At 38.0% G+C, this 21,391-nt stretch carries 20 protein-coding genes, 1 pseudogene and 2 riboswitches; of the genes and pseudogenes, 4 read left to right on the top strand and 17 right to left on the bottom strand.

The genetic code is table 11. The annotated features are described in order from the left end of the window. Positions 1 to 39: 39 nt before the first annotated feature. Positions 40 to 576, bottom strand: a complete 537-nt coding sequence (locus tag V192_RS0115810; RefSeq protein ID WP_082266054.1) for a folate family ECF transporter S component — start codon at positions 574 to 576, stop codon at positions 40 to 42. Positions 577 to 612: 36 nt separating this feature from the next. Then, positions 613 to 735, bottom strand: a riboswitch (THF riboswitch). Positions 736 to 809: 74 nt separating this feature from the next. Then, positions 810 to 1,232, bottom strand: a complete 423-nt coding sequence (gene mgsA / locus V192_RS0115805) for a methylglyoxal synthase (RefSeq protein ID WP_010763995.1) — start codon at positions 1,230 to 1,232, stop codon at positions 810 to 812. A gap of 186 nt (positions 1,233 to 1,418) precedes the next feature. On the opposite strand from mgsA, the pseudogene V192_RS20465 reads away from it, so the two are divergent. Beyond that, positions 1,419 to 2,527: pseudogene (locus tag V192_RS20465) on the top strand (ABC transporter ATP-binding protein). 72 nt (positions 2,528 to 2,599) lie between these two features. Here V192_RS20465 and V192_RS0115795 read toward each other — a convergent pair. From V192_RS0115795 to V192_RS0115735, 14 genes are all read right to left on the bottom strand, one after another. Then, positions 2,600 to 3,232, bottom strand: coding sequence for a hypothetical protein (locus V192_RS0115795; RefSeq protein ID WP_025873292.1), 633 nt, complete (start codon positions 3,230 to 3,232; stop codon positions 2,600 to 2,602). 195 nt (positions 3,233 to 3,427) lie between these two features. Beyond that, a complete protein-coding gene (locus V192_RS0115790; protein WP_025873291.1) occupies positions 3,428 to 5,092 on the bottom strand; it encodes a formate--tetrahydrofolate ligase in 1,665 nt (554 codons plus the stop codon). Positions 5,093 to 5,120: 28 nt separating this feature from the next. Next, on the bottom strand, positions 5,121 to 6,308 hold the full coding sequence (locus V192_RS0115785; protein ID WP_025873290.1) for a M20 metallopeptidase family protein: 1,188 nt from the start codon (positions 6,306 to 6,308) through the stop codon (positions 5,121 to 5,123). Positions 6,309 to 6,444: 136 nt separating this feature from the next. After that, positions 6,445 to 7,827 carry a dihydrolipoyl dehydrogenase gene (gene lpdA, locus V192_RS0115780; RefSeq protein ID WP_025873289.1) on the bottom strand — a complete coding sequence of 461 codons (1,383 nt, stop codon included), beginning with the start codon at positions 7,825 to 7,827 and terminating at the stop codon, positions 6,445 to 6,447. Positions 7,828 to 8,080: 253 nt separating this feature from the next. Beyond that, positions 8,081 to 9,526, bottom strand: coding sequence for an aminomethyl-transferring glycine dehydrogenase subunit GcvPB (gcvPB, locus tag V192_RS0115775; RefSeq protein WP_025873288.1), 1,446 nt, complete (start codon positions 9,524 to 9,526; stop codon positions 8,081 to 8,083). After that, complete coding sequence (locus tag V192_RS22440) at positions 9,523 to 9,822, bottom strand: PLP-dependent aminotransferase family protein (protein ID WP_239644712.1); 300 nt, start codon at positions 9,820 to 9,822, stop codon at positions 9,523 to 9,525. Before V192_RS22440 ends, gcvPB begins: the two co-directional genes overlap by 4 nt. A 2-nt stretch (positions 9,823 to 9,824) precedes the next feature. Beyond that, entirely contained in the window at positions 9,825 to 10,838 is a 1,014-nt protein-coding gene (gcvPA, locus tag V192_RS20460) for an aminomethyl-transferring glycine dehydrogenase subunit GcvPA (RefSeq protein ID WP_239644711.1), read from the bottom strand. A 3-nt stretch (positions 10,839 to 10,841) separates the two neighbouring features. Beyond that, positions 10,842 to 11,225, bottom strand: a complete 384-nt coding sequence (gcvH, locus tag V192_RS0115765) for a glycine cleavage system protein GcvH (RefSeq protein ID WP_025873287.1) — start codon at positions 11,223 to 11,225, stop codon at positions 10,842 to 10,844. A gap of 24 nt (positions 11,226 to 11,249) precedes the next feature. Then, entirely contained in the window at positions 11,250 to 12,335 is a 1,086-nt protein-coding gene (gene gcvT / locus V192_RS0115760; protein ID WP_025873286.1) for a glycine cleavage system aminomethyltransferase GcvT, read from the bottom strand. 185 nt (positions 12,336 to 12,520) lie between these two features. After that, a riboswitch (glycine riboswitch) is annotated at positions 12,521 to 12,624 on the bottom strand. A gap of 27 nt (positions 12,625 to 12,651) precedes the next feature. Beyond that, on the bottom strand, positions 12,652 to 13,641 hold the full coding sequence (locus tag V192_RS0115755) for a choloylglycine hydrolase family protein (protein ID WP_025873285.1): 990 nt from the start codon (positions 13,639 to 13,641) through the stop codon (positions 12,652 to 12,654). Between the two features lie 4 nt (positions 13,642 to 13,645). Further along, complete coding sequence (locus V192_RS0115750; protein ID WP_025873284.1) at positions 13,646 to 14,878, bottom strand: MFS transporter; 1,233 nt, start codon at positions 14,876 to 14,878, stop codon at positions 13,646 to 13,648. Between the two features lie 307 nt (positions 14,879 to 15,185). Then, entirely contained in the window at positions 15,186 to 16,067 is an 882-nt protein-coding gene (rsmA, locus tag V192_RS0115745) for a 16S rRNA (adenine(1518)-N(6)/adenine(1519)-N(6))-dimethyltransferase RsmA (RefSeq protein ID WP_025873283.1), read from the bottom strand. Next, positions 16,064 to 16,660: a ribonuclease M5 gene (gene rnmV / locus V192_RS0115740; protein WP_025873282.1), complete on the bottom strand. Its 597-nt coding sequence runs from the start codon at positions 16,658 to 16,660 to the stop codon at positions 16,064 to 16,066. Before rnmV ends, rsmA begins: the two co-directional genes overlap by 4 nt. Next, positions 16,657 to 17,427 carry a TatD family hydrolase gene (locus tag V192_RS0115735; protein WP_025873281.1) on the bottom strand — a complete coding sequence of 257 codons (771 nt, stop codon included), beginning with the start codon at positions 17,425 to 17,427 and terminating at the stop codon, positions 16,657 to 16,659. The genes rnmV and V192_RS0115735 overlap by 4 nt, the downstream gene beginning before the upstream one ends. Before the next feature lie 153 nt (positions 17,428 to 17,580). On the opposite strand from V192_RS0115735, the gene V192_RS0115730 reads away from it, so the two are divergent. The 3 genes from V192_RS0115730 to V192_RS22655 all read left to right on the top strand — a co-directional run bounded on the left by V192_RS0115730 (position 17,581) and on the right by V192_RS22655 (position 20,823). Continuing rightward, positions 17,581 to 19,755, top strand: a complete 2,175-nt coding sequence (locus V192_RS0115730; protein ID WP_029948298.1) for a HelD family protein — start codon at positions 17,581 to 17,583, stop codon at positions 19,753 to 19,755. Positions 19,756 to 19,929: 174 nt separating this feature from the next. Continuing rightward, positions 19,930 to 20,520 (top strand): hypothetical protein, encoded by a 591-nt coding sequence (locus tag V192_RS0115725; RefSeq protein ID WP_025873279.1) that lies wholly within the window; start codon positions 19,930 to 19,932, stop codon positions 20,518 to 20,520. 123 nt (positions 20,521 to 20,643) lie between these two features. Continuing rightward, complete coding sequence (locus tag V192_RS22655) at positions 20,644 to 20,823, top strand: AraC family transcriptional regulator (protein WP_082266053.1); 180 nt, start codon at positions 20,644 to 20,646, stop codon at positions 20,821 to 20,823. Positions 20,824 to 20,836: 13 nt separating this feature from the next. Here V192_RS22655 and V192_RS0115720 read toward each other — a convergent pair whose 3' ends face one another. Next, on the bottom strand, positions 20,837 to 21,316 hold the full coding sequence (locus V192_RS0115720; RefSeq protein ID WP_082266052.1) for a GNAT family N-acetyltransferase: 480 nt from the start codon (positions 21,314 to 21,316) through the stop codon (positions 20,837 to 20,839). Positions 21,317 to 21,391 lie beyond the last annotated feature (75 nt).

The raw sequence follows: 21,391 nt of genomic DNA, 5'->3' as shown, positions 1-21,391 counted from the left end.
CAAACTTCTTGGGATGTTGGAAAGTTTGAGTTCTTTTTTTTATTTTAAATTAGTTAATGATCTATTTAATAACTGTTTATAAGGAATTTTATTGCCTAAATAGTATGTTGCAATAACTTGGATTGGGAAAAAGATGATATTTTTAATTATCCGTGGTGCCCACCAAGCCAGGTTGGAGATATCTACCCCATACATCAGCCCCAGCCACAATGGTGTCAAAAACATATGAATAATCAACGTAACAGATAAAGTTGCCATGATCACTCGTTTCCAAGTCAACTCTTTCTTATAATAGAAGAACCCATAAATTGCTCCTGAAATAAACGCATTTAACGTAAATCCAGGAAAATAAGCTCCCTTTGGAAATAGCAGCATACCAACTGTATCAGCAACTGCACTACCGATTCCTGTCCAAAATGGACCAAAAAGTATTCCCATCAATGATTCTGGAATAAAGGTCAAGCTAACACGTAAAAATTGGGTTTCAAACGAAATAAATCGTGTAAAAACCACCATTAACGCAATCAGTAAACTCATCAACGTTATGGTTCTAGTACCAATCTTATTTTTCTTCATTTCTAGCATCTCCTCAAAGAGCTGCTACACAAAATATGCAGCGAATGCGAAAACAAAACCGCGATCATCAAATGTAATCTACACTACTTTTGATTGATCTTCGTCCGAAAGGCAACATCCCATCCTTTCAGCACTTAACGCTTTATTTCCTACTCTGTTTTATTTAGGCCTAAGCCTAAAGGCAATATAGCATATTCCCTACATTGCTGCAAGTAAATTCAACGACAAAATAGTCAAAATGACAATGGCTTATTATCAGTTTCATGAACTACATTTCTAAAATCTGCAAAACCTGCCTGCAAACCTCTTAATAGAATCTCAGCTGTTCCAATATTCGTCGCCAAGGGAATTTCGTACACATCGCTTAAACGAATCAATGCTGTAACATCGGGTTCATGAGGTTGAGCTGCCAGCGGATCTCTCAAAAAAATCACCATATCCAGCTTATCTTCTGAAATCATTGCACCAATTTGCTGATCTCCACCTAAAGGCCCTGACTTAAACCGATGTACTGGTAAACCTGTAGCTTCTGAAATTTTTAACCCAGTTGTTCCTGTAGCAAATAGTTCATGTTCTTTTAATATCGGTTGATATGCCAACGTTAATTTAACCATTAATTCCTTTTTCCGGTCATGTGCTATCAATGCAATTTTCATCGTCGATCCCTCAATTCACTTATTTTCCTCATTATAGCAAACTCTTTCCGTTTAAAGTTAAAGGAATGATCGTTTATTTGTCACTTTGACGAAAAAACAGATTTTTTCTTGTGCAACCTTACGTTGAGCATGTATAGCGCTTTCATTTATACTAAGAATACAATAAAAAAGAAAAGAGTGACGACAATGGTAGAAATGGCGTTAAAGCATGTCTATAAAAAATATGACAATGCAGATAATTATTCCGTAACAGATTTCAACTTAGAAATAGCAGACCGTGAGTTCATTGTTTTTGTCGGTCCATCCGGTTGTGGTAAATCAACAACTTTGCGTATGATTGCAGGATTGGAAGACATCACAGAAGGTGAACTTCTATCGGTGATAAAGTCATGAATGATGTTGCACCAAAAGATCGTGATATCGCTATGGTTTTCCAAAACTATGCGTTGTATCCTCATATGACTGTTTTTGACAATATGGCTTTTGGTCTGAAACTTCGTAAATATGACAAAGCAGAAATCAAAAAAAGAGTAGAAAATGCCGGAGAGATTTTAGGTTTAACTGAATATTTACATCGTAAACCAGCGGCTTTATCTGGTGGACAACGCCAACGTGTGGCCCTTGGGCGTGCCATTGTTCGTGACGCAAAAGTCTTCTTGATGGATGAACCTTTGTCTAACTTAGATGCAAAATTACGTGTTGCCATGCGTGCAGAAATCGCAAAATTACATCGCCGCTTAGAAACGACTACTGTTTATGTCACTCATGATCAAACGGAAGCTATGACCATGGCGGATCGGATCGTCATCATGAAGGATGGTTTCATTCAACAAATCGGCTCACCAAAAGAAGTCTACGACACACCAAACAATGTCTTTGTTGCAGGCTTTATCGGCTCACCAGCTATGAACTTCTTCAATGTAACTTTAAATAATGGGGTCATTCGTGATGGGCACGGATTAGAATTGATTATCCCAGAAGGTAAAAATAAATTATTAGTCGAAAAAGGCTATGAAGGAAAATCAGTTATTTTTGGAATTAGACCTGAAGATATTCACAGCGAACAAGTTGCTTTAGACACAATGAACGATGCTGTGGTTCGTTCTGAGGTTGTGGTATCTGAACTCTTAGGTGCTGAAACAATGCTTTATACAAAATTAGGTGACACAGAATTCATCTCAAAAGTGGATGCTCGTGATTTCCATAAGCCTGAAGAAATGGTTGATTTAGCCTTTAACATCAACAAAGCTCATTTCTTTGATCCAGAAACAGAACAAGTCATCAAATTACCTTAACCTCTATTTAATCATTATAAAAAAAGATGAGATTGGATCAGAAGCACCCCCTTCTGACCGAATCTCATCTTTTTATTGTTGCGGTTCAATCTCTTGGGGAAGAATGGCCACTTTTGCTTGCTCCAATTTTTTAGCCTGACTAAATACTGGAATATCAAATTGTTTACTTAATGCATTTGCCACAAAATAAGCAATGTTGTAATCAATCAAACTATGGATCAGTCCACCGATACCCATCAACAAGAAGATCGAATACAGATATCCTTGTGTATAATACGTTTCCGGCAAATTCCCCATCGTAAAAAAAACACTTACTACAGCTAGTTCTGCAGCAGAATGTATTAAGCCAATCACAAAATTAAACAATTGAAAACGACCGTTGATCAACACAAACTTATGTTTAGCTAAAACGATCGTTGGATGCTTCTGCAAGTAAAGGGCACCTATCACTGCAAATAGCAGATGAGAAAATGCTCTTAATGCAATAATCGGTGTTGCTGAAAGAAAAAAGCCAAAACCAGTACCTAGACTCACTATCATCGCTACACCTGGTGAAAAAAACATCGCTAAAAATACCGGAACATGACTAGCCAAAGTAAATGAGGCTGGTCCTATCGTGATTCTTGGCATGACCATTGGGATGATAATTCCCATCGCTACTAGTAAAGATGCAATCGTTAACTGTCTGACTGAGTTCTTTTTCATATGCTCCTCCAATGTGTCTTGACATATATGACATACCTTATTTTACGAGAAAACCAACGATGTGTCAAGACACCTTGAGCGTTAATTTTTGCTAAAAAATTTAAACAGTATGCTTTTTTGCTTCAGAAAAAAACACTCCGATCATTCAATTCAAACAATTGATCGGGGTGCTTTCTATTTTTCTTTATCATTGCACTAGAATAAACCAACAATCTTCCCATCGGAATCTACATCGATTTTCTCATAAGCTGCTTTTTTTGGTAACCCAGGCATGGTCATTACTGTTCCAGTATACGCAACAATAAATCCTGCTCCAGCCGATATCTTGATATTACTGATCGTTATCGTAAAATCAGTTGGTCTGCCCAGTTTTGTCTGATCATCTGAAAATGAATATTGTGTTTTAGCCATACAAATCGGTAAATGACCAAATCCAAGTTTCTCTAGTTTAGCAATTTCTCTTTCAGCGATCGGTTCATAGCGAACAGCGTTCCCACCATACACTTTCTCCACAATAGCACTGATTTTTTCTTTGATCGGTAATTCATCTGGATAAGCAAATGAAAAATGATTGTCCTGATCTGCTAAACGAACAACTTCTTTCGCCAACTCTTCACCACCAGCACCACCATGTGCCCAGACATCTGAAAGAACTACATTTACCTTGCGTTTTTGACATTCAGCCTTCACAAGTTCAAGCTCTGCATCTGTATCTGTAGGAAATTTATTGATTGCCACAACCGTTGGTAAACCAAATACAGTCGTTGTATTTTCGATATGTTTTAAAAGATTCGGTAATCCGTCTGTCAATGCTGCAATATTTTCAACTCCGAGATGATCCTTGGGTACACCACCATGCATTTTTAGGGCACGAACAGTTGCTACAACAACGACAGCTGACGGACGAATACCAGATTTTCGACATTTGATATCAATGAATTTTTCCGCCCCTAAATCTGCACCAAAGCCTCCTTCTGTCACAACATAATCAGCTAATTTTCTCGCAGCATTCGTTGCAATCACACTATTACAGCCATGTGCAATATTGGCAAACGGCCCACCATGGATCAAAGCTGGGTTATTTTCAAGCGTTTGTACTAAATTAGGCTTGATTGCATCTCTCAATAAAGCCGTCATTGCCCCTTGTGCATTCAGTTCCCTGGCAGTGACAGGCTGATTATCATACGTATAACCAATAATGATATTGGCTAGATTCTCTTTTAAATCTTCGATATCATTGGACAAACACAAAACAGCCATGATTTCTGAAGCAACGGTGATTTCAAATCCATCTTCTCGTGGAACACCATTGACTCGAGCGCCTAAACCATCAACGACATGTCTTAATTGTCGATCATTCATATCCACTGCTCTTTTCCAAGTGATGCGGCGATTATCAATTCCTAGCTCATTGCCTTGAAAAATATGATTGTCAATGATTGCTGCTAACAAGTTATTTGCCGCACCAATTGCATGAAAATCTCCTGTAAAATGAAGGTTGATATCTTCCATCGGCACAACTTGAGCATAGCCACCACCTGCTGCTCCACCTTTTATGCCAAAAACGGGGCCTAAAGAAGGTTCTCTTAATGCGATGATCGCATCTTTGCCGATTCGATTCAACGCATCGCCTAACCCAACAACTGTGGTTGTTTTTCCTTCACCAGCAGGTGTCGGCGTGATTGCTGTAACTAGAATCACCTTACCTTCTTTATGTGCGTCGATTTTTTCAACTGCTATTTTTGCTTTATATTTTCCGTATAACTCAAATTGCTCTTCATTTAAACCAATTTTTGTTGCTACTTTGGTGATAGGTAACATACTTGCTTCTTGTGCAATCTCAATATCTGTTTTAACCACTTTTTCCCCTCCATTTGCTTAAAAATTTTTAGCCTTTTTTCAGCCAAGACATCGCTGTATCTGTATAAACTTTCGCACCTTCAACCAAGACTGATTCATCAAAGACAATTGCCGGATTATGAAGATTGATATTTTCTTCTGACGCAACTAATAAAACAGTTGTTGTCGGGATCAGCTGACTGATTTCACCAAAATCCTCACTTCCCATAAGCGGAGTTGATGTAGGAATCGCAACGATTCGATCTGCTCCGAATGTTTCTGTTAGTGACTTTTTAGTAAAAGCTGTCAAAGCTGGATCATTGACATTCGTCGTACAACCATTTGTGAAAACTACTTCTGCTTCGGCCCGAAACGCTTTAGCGATGTTTTCAGCCATTGCTGTCATTCGCTCTTTCACCTGTGCACGAACATCTTCTTTTAACGTCCGTAAGGTGCCTTTCATGACCGTTGTTTCTGGAATAATATTTGAAGCACCAGGCGTACCGCCAGTAAATTCACCGATCGTAAGTACAAAGCGCTCCTCTGATCCAATTTCTCTTGCTGATAGCTCTTGTAAGGCTGTATAAATATGAACCGCCACATTGATTGGATCGATCGATGTTTCCGGCTGTGAACCGTGTCCACCTCGTCCTTTAATATTGATTTCAAACCAATCTGCGCTAGCCATAAAGGTTCCTTCAGGTGTCGGCATGATTTGTCCTGCTTTAAATCCTTTAAAAGGGAAAACGTGGATCATCATACCCGCATCAACTTTCGGGTTTTCTAAAACATGATTTTCGATACAAACTTTGGAACCTGAAAGAATTTCCTCGCCAGGTTGAAATAATAATTTTACTTGACCATCTAGCTCATCTTCAAATTCTTTTAGCAACTTCGCCGCTCCAAGCAACATTGTTGTGTGCATATCATGACCGCAGGCATGCATATACCCATTTTCAGATTTAAATGGTAAATCGGTCAGCTCACGAATTGGCAATGCATCCATATCTCCGCGTAATAGAAATGTTTTCCCTGGCTTTTTACCAGCAACTACTGTAATCCCTGATTCCCCACAAGCTTGCGGTTCATAACCATATTCTGTGAGTTTTTCTTTTACAAAAGCTACTGTATTTGGTAAATCCATTCCAATTTCTGGATTCTGGTGAAGGTGTCTTCTAATGTGAATCAGTTCTTCTTCTAAACTATCGGCAACTCTTTTTTGTGTTTCTGTCAGCATTATTTTTTCTCCTTTTCTTTTTAAACGAAGTGACTTTTGATGACTTTATAAAAACCAATAATGCACCCAAAGCTAACGGACAAGTTGATTCTCTTATTATAGTACCAAATATTTTAGTTTATTTGCCATATTTCTGTCATTTTTTTGGAATTGTGTGAATACCAAGCCCCTGAAGATTTTCATAAGCCTCGCCTATCCCTTCATTATAGGTTGGATGTGGATGAACAATCGATGTTACTTCATCGATCCTCAACCCGTTGACAATTGCTGTCGTAAATTCACTGACCATATCTGTTGCTCGATCACACATTAACTGAGCCCCAATAATTTTGTTACTTTGTGCATCTGCAATCACTTTTATGAATCCTAATGTATTTCCAGCAATCATTGTTTTTCCGTTTCCTGCCATGTTATATTTACCAATCGTTACAGAGATTCCTTGATTTTTTGCCTCATCCTCCGTTATTCCAACAGTGGCGATTTCAGGTGTGGTGTAGACACAAGCAGGTATGATCTCTAAATCGTATTCCGTGGCTTTATTATTCATCGCCAAAACAGCATTCACTCCTTGAGCAGAAGCTAAATGGGCCAATTGTGTTCCACGGCTTGCTACATCTCCAATAGCATAAATACCTTTAATAGACGTTTCAAAAGAGTCGTCGACCCAAATACTTTGATTTTCTATTTTCACATTCAAATCAGAGGCAAATATCCCTTCAAAACTTGCTTTTCGGCCAGTAGCGATCAAAACTGCATCACTTGTAACAGTATTTTCTTTCCCTTTAGTCGTATAAGTACATGTCAGCTGTGTCTCTTTAGAAATACCCGTAACAATCGATTTTGTTGCTACTTTGATTCCTTGTTTTTTTAGAACCATTGCTAATTTTTTTGACACTTCACCATCAAAATTTGGCAACAACGTATTCGCTGTTTCAATGATCGTTACATCACAGCCTAGCTCATTAAAGATCGTAGCAAACTCTACACCAATCACTCCGCCGCCGATAATAGTCAATTTTTGATAGGTATTAGCATTTCTTAAAAGTTCGTTACTGGTTAATACACCGGGCAAATCACTGCCTGGGATCGGTGGAATAGCTGGTTTTGAACCTGTTGCAATCATGATTTTTTGAGTCTCGTATATCACTCCACCCACTTCGATTACACCTGCTTTGATGATTCTAGCTGTTCCAAAGATCAATTCTATTTTATTTGCTTTGACCAGACCTTCGATTCCTTGAACGAGCGTATCGACCACTTTATTTTTCTTTGCATAAATTTCTTCCATGTCGATTTGAATATCTTGAACATGAATACCATTTTTGCTCGCATTTTTTATTTCACGAACCGTTTCTGCTGAATGCAATAGTGCTTTCGTCGGAATACAGCCTCGATTTAAACAAGTTCCACCAACACGATCACTTTCAACAAGGGCCACGTTCATCCCCAGCTGAGCAGCCTTGATCGCTGCAACATACCCACCGGGCCCCGCCCCGATTATGATTAGATCATAACGCATACATTTCCTCCTTATTTTAAAAGCGTAACGGGCTCGTCCTGGCTCGACTGAACAACAGGAAAAATGAACGATGACGCTTTTTGTCACATGTCATTTTTCCGAGAGACTAGCCCGCGTAGCTAGATAACTCACAGTAACAACGTTCCGCTTTGCTTCACCCTGTACTTTTCAACATCAAACAGCTAAATAAACCCACTATTCCTTTCAGTCCCTTTGTACCACGAGACACACTCTATTTTCTTCGTCGTATGATCTAGTCATGTTCCAAAGCAAAATCATAACGAACAATTGGGTGCCTTGCAGCTCTTACTTCATCCACACGATGAATTTGAGCGTGTAGCGGATACTCATGAAAAGCTTCCGGATCTTTATGAGCATCTTCATAAAGCTTACGGTAAACAGCGATTGCATCGTCCATCCGCTCTTTTGACTCTGTTTCAGGCGGTTCTACCATTAATGCTTCCGGCACAGTTAACGGGAAGTACATTGTTGGTGGATACATATTATGATCTAAAATTCCTTTGGCTACGTCTAACGCTGTAACACCTGTTTCTTTTTTCAATTTATCTAAGCTAATCACAAATTCGTGCATACATGAATCCCCGTATGGCACTTCAAAGATATCTTTTAATTCATGAAGCATATAATTCGCATTCAACACCGCGCTCTTAGAGGCAGATGAAATCCCTTCTGATCCTAAAAATAAAATATACGTCAACGCACGTAAGAAAACTGAAAATTGACCATAAAACCCTTTCACTAAACCAATCGAATATTCAGGTCTCGTAAAGCTTATTTCTGATCCTTCTTTGACAGGATAATAATCAGGTAAAAATGGTTTCAATAGCGATTTACATCCTACAGCGCCAGAACCTGGTCCACCGCCACCATGAGGTGTTGAAAAGGTTTTGTGTAGATTTAAATGAATAATATCAAAGCCCATATCTCCTGGACGAGCAACCCCCATGATGGCATTTAAATTCGCACCATCATAATAATTCAACCCACCAGCATCGTGAACGATTTTCGTGATTTCTAAAATATTTTTATCAAATATTCCAGCTGTATTTGGGTTAGTCAACATCAAACCGGCCGTATCTTCACCAACCGCATCTTTCAATGCTTCAATATCTACACAACCATATTTATCGGATGGAATATTGACGGTGATCATCCCTGTCATTGCTACACTTGCAGGATTTGTTCCGTGAGCAGAATCGGGGACAATAATTTTATTTCTTTGTGTTTGACCATTTTTTTCGTGATACGCTTTGATCATCAATAAACTAGTAAATTCACCATGCGCTCCTGCTGCAGGTTGAAACGTTATCGCATTCATCCCAGTAATTTCTTTCAGCAACATTTCAGCCGTAGTGAAGACTTCTAACGATCCTTGAACTGTATGCTCTGGTTGTAAAGGATGAATATTGGCAAAAGCAGGGTAAGCTGCCATTTCATCATTGATTTTAGGATTGTATTTCATCGTACATGACCCTAAAGGATAAAAACCATTATTGATACCGAATGTTGCATCCGCTAATTCAGTGTAATGCCGACTGATTTCAGGTTGAGGAAGTGATGGTAAATGGAGTTCTTTTTGACGTTTCATTTCTTCTGGAAGCTTTGTCGTTGGGACATCACACGGAGAAATCATTTCGTTATAGTACCCTTCTACGCTACGTTCAAAAATTAATTTCATGATTCACACGCCTCCTTCACCAATGCGACTACTTCATCTATTTGCTCTTTGGTATTCATTTCTGTCACACACCATAATAAACCTTGCTCTGTAGGATAGCCGCCCAAAATATCGTGTTCTTCTAATTTAGTTAGCACAATTTCATTCGATACTGGAAAAGTTGTCACAAACTCATGGAAAAACGGACTATCGCTATTTCTTTTGACTTCTTTGATTTGCGTTAATTGGTCACAAAGATAATGGGCCTTACTGTAACATTGTTCAGCTACTTCCTGAATGCCGCGCGCACCCATCATACTCATATAACTGCGTTTGTTAAAGCGCAAAGTGCTTGATTTGAACAGATATTAGAAGCTGCTTTTTCTCTGCGGATGTGTTGCTCACGAGCTTGCAGTGTTAAAACAAACGCTCGATCACCTGCTTCATCCACCGTTTCTCCTGCGATACGTCCAGGTAGTTTACGGATCATCTTTTCTTTTGTCGCAATAAAACCAATATACGGCCCACCAAAAGCCAGCGGTATCCCAAATGGTTGTGAATCACCAACCGCAATATCTGCATTAACTTCACCAGCTGTTTTCAGGACTGTGCTTGCCACAGGATTGACACTCATAATAAATTTAGCTTTTGCTTCGTGAACCATTTCTGCCATTTCTTCAACGGGTTCAATTCCACCATAATAGTTTGGCTGTTGAACAATACAACAAGCACTCGTATCATTTAGTTTTTCTTTTAAAACAGACAAATCTGTCAAGCCATCTTTTTCAGGAATCATGATAAATTCGATGTCTCTAGAACTAAAATAAGTCAAGGCTGTTTGAATTGTCATCGGATTCGTTGTTTCTGAGATCAAGACTGTTAAACGTTTTTTTTCTAAACACATATTGATCGCTTCGGCCGCCGCCGTTGCCCCATCGTAAACAGAGGCGTTTGTCGCATCCATTCCGGTAATTTCACAGATCATTGTTTGATATTCAAAAATCGACTGTAACAACCCTTGACTGATTTCTGGTTGATACGGTGTGTAAGATGTCATGAATTCTTCTTTCGCTGAAATTTGCTTCACAATAGCAGGAATGTAATGATTATACGCACCAGCACCACGAAAGATACTTGAAAAGACTTTATTTTTCTTCCCCATATTTTCTAAAATACGCCGGACTTCAAACTCCGATTTTCCCGCTGGAATATCTAAATTTTCGACAATCATTTCTTTAGGAACGTCTAGGTACAGGTCACTCATGTTTTTTAAACCAATCGTTTTCAGCATTTCTTGTTGTTGTTGTTCTGTTGAGCCAAGATAGTTACCCATTCATTATGCCTCCTCAGATTCTTCGCAGAATTTTTTATATTCCTCAGCACTCAGTAAGTCCTCGATTTCTTCTACTCCTTCCACTTCGATCAACCATGATTCTAAAGGTGTTGAGTTGATCAGCTCTGGACTGTCTAGTAACTCTTCATTGACCGCCGTAACTGTAGCTGTGATCGGAGAGTAAGCTTCTGAAACAGCTTTAACAGATTCGATATCTGCAAAGGATTCGCCTTTCGTCACATCGTCTCCTTCATCTGGTAAATCAATAAAAACGATATCACCTAGCTGGTCTTGTGCATAATCTGAAAGACCGATTTTCACTTTGTCTCCATCAAAAAGTACCCACTCATGTGATTTTGAAAACTTCAATTCCGTAGCTTTTGTCATAATAAACGACTCCTTCTTTTCTAATTATTTTTTTATAAACGGGATTGTTACAACTTCTGCTTTAATCCTTTTCCCTCTAACTTCAACTTCTATAGGAGAACTGATTTCTACACTATTTTTCTCAACTAACGCCATTGCACATGCTTTATTGATAAACGGACACATTGTGCCTGAGGTTGTTTGACCAATTTTCTTGTCATTAAAATACACATCTGCCCCTTCACGAACAATTCCTCGATCCGTTAACTGTAGACCGATTCGAGTGATTTTAGGTTCGCCTTTGTCAATAAGAGCTTTTTTGCCGATGAAATCTTCTTTGTTCATTTTGACTGCAAAGCTTAAATCCGTTTCAAGAGGCGTAATCTCTTCTGTCATTTCATGACCGTAAAGCGGCATTCCTGCTTCTAACCGTAACGTATCACGAGCGCCTAAACCACAGGGAATAACCCCATATTCTTGACCCGTTTTCAGTAATAAATCCCATAATTTGATCCCGTCTTCTGGTTTGCAGTATAGTTCGTAACCAAATTCTCCTGTATAGCCTGTTCGTGATAAAAGACACATCACGCCACCTATATTGGCATTTTCAGTAAAGCTATAATATTTTTTAGGAATCTCTTCTTCTTTCGTTAATTTCCCAATAATTTCTTTTGCAAATGCGCCTTGCAATGCGATTTGCACAAATTGGTCCGATTGATCAGAAAATTCGACTTCCCCGAATAAGTGCTCTTTCATCCATGCAACATCTTTTGCTCGATTCGCTGCATTGACGACTAATAAATATTTTTCCTCACTACATTTATAAACAAGTAGGTCATCGATCACACCGCCGTTTTCATTACACATCAAAGTATATCTAACACGGCCTACTTCTAAATTACTAAAATCATTTGTTAATACATATTGCAAATTCGCTAAAGCATCTTTTCCTTCATAAACAACTTCCCCCATATGGGAAACATCGAATAATCCTACTTGATTTCGAACAGCTAAATGTTCTTTGATCACACCGCTATCTTTATATTGAACAGGCAGCGTGTAACCAGCAAATGAAACCATTTTCCCGCCTGCTTCAAGATGTGCGTCATATAAAGGTGTTTTTAAATCCATCTTTTCTACTCCTTTGCTTTTTTGTATTTTTAGTACCTAACTTATGACACCTCCAAGCTGTATAAACTATATAAAAACAGAGGAACAGGCATGTTAAAAAAATGCCTGTTCCTCTGTACAAAACCTGAGAGATTCGTCTTCTTCTTGAAGAGTTGCTCCTTCGGTGCTTCCGCTTTCCAGAGTGATGTCCAATTACGGTCCTTTTACCTGAGATCTTCATAATCAACGGTTTGCGCCATTGTTTATTTATTCCTTCGGTGCTATGGCTAGTCTCTCCCGTAATTCTCTTCCATCTATTTTATAGTGTGCCTATAGTTCATTTTTTAGGCATTGAATAATACTGTTGTTCCGTCTTTAATTCAAAATACTGAGGGACTGGACTATCTAATATCCCCGACGTTAAAGACAATGTTTGAATCATACGATTCTCATACAAATGAATATACATTTGTTTTTCTTTACTGTCATAAGCACTTGTATATTGGGTATATTGTACATCTGTATCTGAACTGACTTTTACAACACCTTTGGGAATATCAAAGCTATCTAAAATATGAAAAATCTGTTCCACTGCTTGTTCATCGTCTACTGGCTCTGAAAAATGCTTTAGATACGCCGCACGGACAAATCGAGATTGCGGTGTAAAATCACCTGGAATCCCTCTTAGCCCAGAACCTTTACCATTTGAAATCACATGAAGATCATCCATCTGAATATCCGGTGCTATCGTATCACTAAGTCCAACGTAATTTTGAAGGTTGGTCAAATGCCAATCAAATTTAGGGCTGTTCGTAAAAACACCGACAGGATTATCATAAATTTCATAGCCACCATTGATCGACGGTTCAACGACAACAGAGGCCCCAGACTCATCTTGAAACACATAATGTTGAGGAATTCCCATTTGGTTATCAACAATTGCGATTGCGGTATCTTGATTTACCCGTTCTTTTATTTCTTTTACAGAAGCATAGTTTGTTAATGCATAGGTCACAAATTCAGCGCCTGCTAAAGGTAATTTTCCCACCGCACGAATTTTTTCTGATTCGATATACCGATTATAATGACCAAAATAAAAAGAACCACCCATCAATCCTTTTTCATTAACACCATCTACTAATAATGGCTGACCTGAAATTGCGACACCCATCGCAGCATAACGTGTTAAAAAGTGATCTAACGAAACAGTCAAATCATAATTTGCCGGAATAATTGCACCATCATATTCCAATAACAAATTAAATTCCTGAGTTCTCCCCCAGTAACTATTCCCATTGATTGATTTAATCGTTATTCCTGTACACATTTTCTCACACCCTTCTCATTTTTTCAAAACTCTGAACTAGAATTAGTCTCTTTTTTTTTACGAGTAAAGTAATTCCTCCAGCAACAATGAATGAAATGCCTATAAATAGAAATGAACTGAAGAAAGCACCATTAGAAAGTTGGATCAATGCTCCAATAATCGTCGGCGCAACAAATCCACCTGAAACACCAATCGCGTTGATCGTTGCATATTTCGCAGACACTTCATCTGTTGGAAATATCTTTAATGGAATACTCATCAATGTTGCAAATGCTAAACTAGCAAAAGCCACAGCACACGTCAACGCAACCATACTCATGAAAAACGTTCCAACAACTGAAACCAAAACAGCAAAAATGCCGCCGCCTACAGTTGCAACAAAAATCACATTTTTTTCTTTGCCAATAAAATATTTATTGACCACAACGCCCCCTACCATAGCTGCTACCATCGTGAAAAAGCCAATAACAGCCGTTACATATGCTGTTTGAGTTAATGCCAGTCCATGAGCTTCAACCAAATAAGTTGCCATCCAGCCATTCAATCCGTATATCGCAGCGTTGATAAAAAATGCCGCAAAAATCAAAATCCAAACATTTCGATCCTTCAGCACTTCTCGAAATGAAATCCCCTGTTTATTTTTCAAATGTTCCTTCACGCCGCCAAATTCTTTTGGAATCACAAGATACATTAAAACGGCTATCAAAAGAACCACTACACCTAAAAAATAATAGGTCTTATGCCAACCGACTTGTAATAGAAGCGGTGCAATCAATAACGGTCCTACGATGGCCGCAAAACCAGAGGAGGCAATCATCGTCGATTGTGCGGGTCCCCGTTTTTCTATTGGCAGTTCTTGTGAAATAAAGGTACTTACAGAAGACGGATAACCAGAATGAGCCACAGCTCCTGTCATAAATCGAATCAAAATCAAATACAACAAAGAAAAACCGAAGCCAAATAAAAAAAGAAAAATTCCAACTAAAAAAACAGAAATAATCATCATTTTTCTCGTTCCGATCTTATTAGATAAATAACCAAACGGAATTTGAAAAATCGTATAACCTAGAAAAAAAGCACTGAGGATCAATCCTTTTTGCTGTGGATCAAACCCTAAATCATTTGCAATTGTCACCAGTGACATTCCAATTGTCGTCTTATCAACATAAATACAGGTGTATCCCAGAAAAATAGCTGCAAGCATCCACGTAACATTTCTTGTTTTTTTATTTTCCACTGTCTCACTCCTTACCAAAGAAAGCGCTTTCTAATTTCAATTATCCTAGATATTTGAAAAAAGTCAATATCTCAATTCAATTATTTTACATAAAGTCAAAATAAATTGGTTCTTTCTTATTTTACGTTTATTCAATAGATGCTGATTAATTGAAAAAAGTCTATCCAAAAAAGAATCCAGATACCCATCAAATTGACGATATCTGGATTTATCCTTAAAAGCTATGTCTCACTATCTATCAAATACGATGAATTTCTGCGCAACTGAGAGTACCTAAAAAAAGATAATTTTTTCTCAGTACGCTTGTTTAACGATTTTTTTCTAGCGTATTACTTAAACGACCAAATTCCTCTAATGACAAGGTTTCTCCACGGCGTGAAGGATCGATTTCAGCTTCTGTCAAACTCTTAGTCAGCCAAGCTTTAGTTTCATCATCCTTACCGTAAAAATGAATCAAATTATTCCACAACGTTTTACGGCGCAATTGGAATGATGCTTTTGTTAGTTTGAAAAATTCTTTTTCATTGGTTACCTCAACAGCTGGTTTATCTCGTTTTGTTAGTTTGATGATGGCCGAATCAACATTTGGCTGCGGAATAAACACTGTTTTCGGTACAATAAACGCGATACTCGCTTCCATAAAATATTGAACCGCGATCGATAATGATCCGTAGGCTTTTGTTCCAGGTTTTGCCGAGATTCGATCTGCGACCTCTTTTTGCATCATGACGATCATTTCTTGTACATCTAAATCCGATTCTAAAAAGTGCATCATGATCGGTGTAGTAATGTAATAGGGTAGATTAGCCACTACTTTGATCGGTAACTCTTGTTTGAAAACCTCTTTTGTTGTACCCACTAAATCTGCTTTTAACACATCATTATGAACAACAGTAACGTTTGAATAAGGACTCATCGTATCTTCTAAAACAGGAATCAAGCGATCATCGATTTCAAATGCCAACACTTGGGCAGCATTTTTAGCCAGCTGTTCTGTTAAAGCCCCAATACCAGGACCGACTTCCACTACATTAGTGTGAGTATCGATTCCTGCTGTCTCAACGATTTTACGTAAGATATTTGGTTCTGTTAAAAAGTTTTGGCCTAAACTTTTTTTGAATGAAAAGCCGTGTTGCTTCAAAATTTCTTTCGTGCGTGAAGGGGTGGCTATTTCTTTATACTCTGTCAAATTGATTCCTCCGATTTTTCACTGGGTAATTCATTTAGGTTATTCATGACATCTCTTAATTCTTTTTCGGTAATGCGAAACATTTTCAACCGTTTGGTCAATTGTTTACTATTTGTATAGCCAATACGCAATTCATCGCCTAATTTTTCGCGGCGTTCTTTTGCATGAGCTCCCGCTATTAAACCATATTCGATCAAGGTTTGTCTAGGGATTTCTTGATAGTCATCTGTCTCATTGACTGGTGTCACGATTTTTTCCAAAGCTTCTAAAATCGCTTCATCACTGGCATGCTCCACACCTAAACTACTGCCTCTTTTTTTAGGTGTCGCAAGTTGCCGCGAGAGAAAGGCATGCTTGGCATCAGGCACCACTTCCATGATTGTTTTACGAATCTTTTCACCTGAAAAATCTGGGTCCGTAAAAATGATGACACCGCGTGTTTCTTGTGCATGCTCGATTTGTTCTAAAATATCCTCATTGATTGCTGAACCGATCGTCTCGATCGTGTCTGCGTCAACAACTTCTTGAATCCGTCTTGTATCGTCTTTTCCTTCAACGACAATGATTTCTTCTATTCTCAACTTTTCTGTCATTCAGCTAACCTGAATAAGCGATGGGCATTGATTGTCGTTTGCTTTGCAATTTCTTCAAATGGAACTTCTCGTAGTTCTGCGATTTTTTCCACTACATAACGAGTATAGCCCGGTTCATTGCGTTTACCTCTGTATGGAACAGGCGCTAAATATGGTGCATCTGTTTCGACTAATAAACGATCTAAAGGAACAGCTTTCGCTACTTCTTGTACTTCTAACGCTTTTTTAAATGTCACAACACCGCTTAAAGAAATATGCATGCCCATATCTAAAAATTTCGCCATCCACTCTGGATCCCCACTAAAGCTGTGCATGATTCCGCCAATATCACGAATATCCTCTTCTTTTAAAATCTTATACGTATCTTCCATCGCATCTCTAGTATGAATACTGATGGGTAGATTCATTTCTTTGGCAATCGCGATTTGACGACGAAACACACGATCTTGGACTTCTTTCGGGTCTTCCATCCAGTAATAATCTAAACCGATCTCACCGAGGGCCACTACTTTGGGTGTCGTTAATAATTGCTGCAGCTTTTTCTCGATTTCAGGCGTATAGCTGCCCGCTTCTGTTGGATGCCAGCCGATGATACTTTGGATCTCTTTATATTGTTGGCTAAGTTCTAGAGACTTTTCGATCGTCGGTGTATCAAAACCAACCACTGCCATCTCTGTCACACCTAACTCTTTTGCACGTTCAATTGTTTCTGGAATATCTTCATTAAATTGTTCTGCGTTTAAATGGGTATGAGAATCAAAAATCATGTTCATTCACTCCTTTGTCTTCTATACTTTATCACATTTCAACCAAAATCTGAATGGACAGCACCGATAAATTATCAGCTTCTTATAATTGCTTTATCTTCAAAAATAGCTTATACTATTCGGTCACGGAAATTTATGTCAGGAGGAACCCATATGTCAAATGATCGCACACAAGAAACCCAACATCTGTGCCAGGTTTATGAGGAATTAAGCCAAGCAAAAGATACTTATCAAACCGCTATCAATGAAGTCAATACCACGGGAAAATCGGTGCTGGAGCAATTTAGTGGCGATACGAAACTAAATTTTGATAGTTACTCAGATAATTTAGAAACATTTGCCATGATGGAAATGAAAAATCGCGAAATCGATCAGTTAAATATCCAAAATGAAACGGCTGCTAAACAACTAGAGAAAGTCGAACGACTACTGAAAGTTCCTTATTTTGGAAAAATCGATGTGACGTTTTTAGATGATGATTCTGATCGAGACGTTTTTTATATCGGCATGAATGATTTTACAAACTTAGAGGGCGAGTCACGAATCTACGACTGGCGTTCACCCATTGCTTCACTTTTTTACAATAATGTTTTAGGCGACAGCAGTTATCATGTCAACAACAATGAAATTCCTGTTACATTAAATCTAAAAAGACAATTGATCATTGAGGAAGATCGTTTGATCAATTTTTTTGATACAAGTCTTGCGATTCAAGATGATATTTTACTTCATTCACTTGAAGCAGATTCTTCTCAATATATGAAAGATATCACGACCACCATCCAGCAAGAACAAAATGAGATCATCCGTGATGAAAGTCATCCTTTGCTATTAGTCAATGGGATTGCGGGTAGTGGAAAAACGTCTGCGATCATGCAGCGAATTGCTTATTTACTGTATAATCACCGGAAACAAATTACTGCTGATGATATTTTGCTGCTCTCTCCTAATTCGACCTTTATCGATTATATTTCTCAAGTATTACCAAATTTGGGCGAGCGTAATCCATTGAATTTAACACTGCTACAATTTCTTAAATTTACCTTTCGTGAAAAAGCACCTATAGAAAGTGAGTCAGCTTATTTCAAACGAATCACTGCAGAACAAGTAAGTGCCCAGCAAAAAGTGATTCAATCTCAAAAGTTTGTAGAATTTATTCAAAGCTTCAATGATCCAACGCTCATTCAACAATCACTGTTTCAACCCATTTTATTCAAACGAAAACCAATTTTTTCTGCTGAATTGATTTTTAGTTTGTATCAAGAAACACCAACGACTTTATCAATCAGAGATAGACTTTCAGCAACAAAAGAAAAACTCTCAAGTTTATGGAGTCGTTACTTGCTCAAACAGTCAAAATCTAAACAAATGATCGATCAAATGCAAGACTTGACTGAAGCCGAACAATTGCGTTATTTTGACACGACATTTGCTGAGGAAGATGAGGAACAATTAGCAGAATTTGCCCTTCAACGATTGCAACAAAAATACCGTAAAGTAGTAGATGCGATTGCTGATTTTTCTTGGTTTGATCAATGGTTGCTTTTTGAAGCCTTGTATCAACGTTATCAAGAAAACTCATATGAACGAGTAACGACTGCCTATACTGCAGACGAAGTGGTTATTTTGTTACTGATTAAAGATAAATTTATTGAAGATTTATCGAATCGTCAAATGGCGTTTATTTTGGTGGATGAAGTACAAGATTACACGGAAGCTCAAATTCTTTTGTTGCTTAACTTATTCCCACAAGCAAACTTTACATTAGCTGGGGATGAAAATCAGGCTATTTTCAATACCTCGATCAGTTTTATGGATCTCAAAGAGTTATTATCTGCTTCAAGCCGTTCGGTTACGTCCTATCAATTATTGAATAGTTACCGCTCAAGTAAAGAAATCACTCAGCTATTTCAGACCTTAGTGACAAATCATAAAAAGCTCAAGATTGTTTCTATTCGAAAAGATGGCGAGAAACCTGTCTTTATTTCTTGTGAAGATGAAACGGCATATTTAGAGACACTTGCGTCACTTTTGGATTCACTAGCGCCTGAGGAAGATACTGTCGTGATTACAAAAACAGCATCAGAAGCAGAATTATTGAAAGAGCAGCTTCTACAAAAAAACAGCGCTATGGAGGCTCAAATTCTTTCAATCGATATGGCTAAAGGGCTTGAGTTTGATAATGTGATCATTCATGATCCTTCTAACGTGCGTTATGGGACAACGGAAAGAGAGAAGAAGATTCTTTATACAGCGATTTCTCGTGGGATGAAACAGGTGTTTCTGCCTTATGTTGGAGAGCTTTCTGAGTTGTTGAAGACTAAGTAATCTCTTTTTAATCTTCACGTACAAAGAAATTAACATAACAAAATTAATTCACTTTATTTAACAAATTCTTAAAAACATCAGGCTAAAAAACCGACTTTAGCCTGATGTTTTTTCCCTATTCAGCAGTAAACTTAATTCCAGTCCGATTTTCAATTTGATAGGAGTGAGTGCTTTTTGAAAAATTTCTTCGAAGAATCCGACTTTCTAAAATCTACGATCAAAAAGAACGTAACGATTCAAAGAAAACCGCAAGTCAATACGATTTGGCATTGGGTATTGCTGATTCTCTTTGGCCTGTTGGCTTACGGCTCTATGACACAGCAGTTTCTTTTGATAGCGATTTTTATAGCTATCGCAGCAATTGTCAAAGGCCCATTAATGCTCTTATGGGGAGCTATTTACTCGTTTCTGATTGCTTTTTTCCCTCCACTTGGGATTGCTTTGTCGATTCTTTTTTTCTTGATAAACCTTGGAACCATAGCAAAAAGTTGGCGAATTTCATTAACTAGTGCTTACTTTTATCTCGTCCCTTTAGTCGGCAGTATTATTAGAGCTGTCATAAAAAATGAACCCACCTATGTTGTTTTGATTTTTGTTGCTCTCAGTATATTGGGCTTATATTTCTTACTTAATTGGTTGTACAAAAACAACAGTTTGAGCCGAACGTTGGCTTGGTCGATCGTTAGTGTGCCTTATGCGCTATTGATCATGCTTTTACCGACTCGTTTCCGTAGACTTAAATCAAATAAAAAGTTGAAGTTCTGACAACAAGCTGCGGTTGGGTCAGAAGTGTTTACCCCCGAGAAATAAGAAAGGGTTGCTTCTGATCCCACCGTTTATTCGGATTTAGAGCCCGAAACAAAATGATTGAAAGGAGTACGACCATGAATAAAAAACTGTGGCGATAGCTGGATAAAATCAAGCCATCATTATTTAAATAGCAACAATGTTTCCATCGGTGAATTGGCTCAAATGGTCGGATATACTGATCCATCTTATTTTAACCGTGCTTTTAAAAAATATACTGGATTTACACCTAATGCTTTTCGTATATCAAAAAAAGAGTAACAAAAGGATATCATTATTGATCCTCTTTTACTCTAGAATTTTCTATAGTTTCCAACTCAATCCAATATCGCTGGATCATGTTTCCTTCAATGAGATACTCATCAGACAATATACCACCGTTATTCTGAATCGTTTTTTTAGATCCTAGATTCGTCTTATCACAGGTCAGCATTACTTTAGAGAAACCACGTTTTTGAAAAATAAGTAGCGTTTGCCCGAGTAGCCAATTGGCATAGCCTTTTCCTCTTTCAGAAGGGACAATACCATAACCAATGTTCCCGCCAATTTGGATAAGCTTATCGGTTAATGCATATCTCAATTGGACAGCACCAATCAATTTTTCTTCAACTTCAAGAAATAATGTATCTGCTGGAACAAAATCATTATTCCTGACTTTTTTATCTTCTTGTAGCTTGTTTAGCCATTCTGGAAAAGCCAATCCATTTAAATTAGCCGATGTTGGAGTTATTTTAGCTCTCCTAAAGAACGCCACTCTTTTACAAACGCTTGATAGTTTTGCTCATCTGCTCTAGTTAATTCTCTTAACATCATTAGTCTCACCACTTTT

Origin of the sequence: Enterococcus crotali, assembly GCF_000633635.1 — a bacterium.
Classification (GTDB): Bacteria; Bacillota; Bacilli; order Lactobacillales; family Enterococcaceae; genus Enterococcus_L; species Enterococcus_L crotali.
Note: the sequence above shows the minus strand (reverse complement) of the source record. Positions and strands in the feature narration are given on the sequence as shown.

What these genes read in the sequence shown, in the direction of transcription:
- gcvH (WP_025873287.1), bottom strand. Translation starts at nt 11,225, where the DNA reads ATGACAAAAGCTACGGAATTGAAGTTTTCAAAATCACATGAGTGGGTA.
- V192_RS22440 (WP_239644712.1), bottom strand. Translation starts at nt 9,822, where the DNA reads ATGATGGGTGCGCGCGGCATTCAGGAAGTAGCTGAACAATGTTACAGT.
- V192_RS0115795 (WP_025873292.1), bottom strand. Translation starts at nt 3,232, where the DNA reads ATGAAAAAGAACTCAGTCAGACAGTTAACGATTGCATCTTTACTAGTA.
- gcvT (WP_025873286.1), bottom strand. Translation starts at nt 12,335, where the DNA reads ATGGATTTAAAAACACCTTTATATGACGCACATCTTGAAGCAGGCGGG.
- V192_RS0115735 (WP_025873281.1), bottom strand. Translation starts at nt 17,427, where the DNA reads ATGATTTTTGATTCTCATACCCATTTAAACGCAGAACAATTTAATGAA.
- rnmV (WP_025873282.1), bottom strand. Translation starts at nt 16,660, where the DNA reads ATGACAGAAAAGTTGAGAATAGAAGAAATCATTGTCGTTGAAGGAAAA.
- gcvPB (WP_025873288.1), bottom strand. Translation starts at nt 9,526, where the DNA reads ATGAAATTAATTTTTGAACGTAGCGTAGAAGGGTACTATAACGAAATG.
- V192_RS0115810 (WP_082266054.1), bottom strand. Translation starts at nt 576, where the DNA reads ATGAAGAAAAATAAGATTGGTACTAGAACCATAACGTTGATGAGTTTA.
- V192_RS0115785 (WP_025873290.1), bottom strand. Translation starts at nt 6,308, where the DNA reads ATGCTGACAGAAACACAAAAAAGAGTTGCCGATAGTTTAGAAGAAGAA.
- V192_RS0115755 (WP_025873285.1), bottom strand. Translation starts at nt 13,641, where the DNA reads ATGTGTACAGGAATAACGATTAAATCAATCAATGGGAATAGTTACTGG.
- V192_RS0115730 (WP_029948298.1), top strand. Translation starts at nt 17,581, where the DNA reads ATGTCAAATGATCGCACACAAGAAACCCAACATCTGTGCCAGGTTTAT.
- mgsA (WP_010763995.1), bottom strand. Translation starts at nt 1,232, where the DNA reads ATGAAAATTGCATTGATAGCACATGACCGGAAAAAGGAATTAATGGTT.
- gcvPA (WP_239644711.1), bottom strand. Translation starts at nt 10,838, where the DNA reads ATGGGTAACTATCTTGGCTCAACAGAACAACAACAACAAGAAATGCTG.
- lpdA (WP_025873289.1), bottom strand. Translation starts at nt 7,827, where the DNA reads ATGCGTTATGATCTAATCATAATCGGGGCGGGGCCCGGTGGGTATGTT.